Genomic DNA, 383 nt, shown 5'->3' with positions numbered 1-383 from the left:
AAGGCGATGAGATGCAGGTGGGCGAGATGAAGCTCAAGGTGTTGCATTGTCCTGGGCACACACCGGGCCACATCGTCTTTATCAATGAGCAGGCGCGTTTGGCGCTGGTGGGTGATGTGCTGTTTAACGGCGGCGTGGGGCGCAGCGACTTCCCGCGCGGTGACCATCAGGCGCTGATCGCCTCTATTCGCACCAAGCTGTTGCCGTTAGGCGACGACATGCGCTTTATTCCCGGCCACGGTCCAATGTCGACCTTCGGTCACGAGCGCCAGACCAACCCGTTCCTGCGCGAAGAGCCGGCGGTGTGGTAACGATCATTTCCCGGCAGAAATAATTAAGGGGCGCATAGCGCGCCCCTTCAAACTGGTGGCTTTCGCCGACGC

The 383-nt window shown here is 60.3% G+C and carries 1 protein-coding gene; it reads left to right on the top strand.

Features of this window, described 5'->3' with window-relative positions:
* Positions 1-311, top strand: a 311-nt coding sequence (locus tag JYB63_RS22645; RefSeq protein WP_205660191.1) for an MBL fold metallo-hydrolase, incomplete at its 5' end; no start/stop codon positions are given.
* Positions 312-383: the final 72 nt, after the last annotated feature.

It is taken from the genome of Aliamphritea spongicola (genome assembly GCF_017051665.1).
GTDB classification, from domain to species: Bacteria; Pseudomonadota; Gammaproteobacteria; order Pseudomonadales; family Balneatricaceae; genus Amphritea; species Amphritea spongicola.
This window is presented reverse-complemented; position numbering and strand designations above follow the sequence as displayed.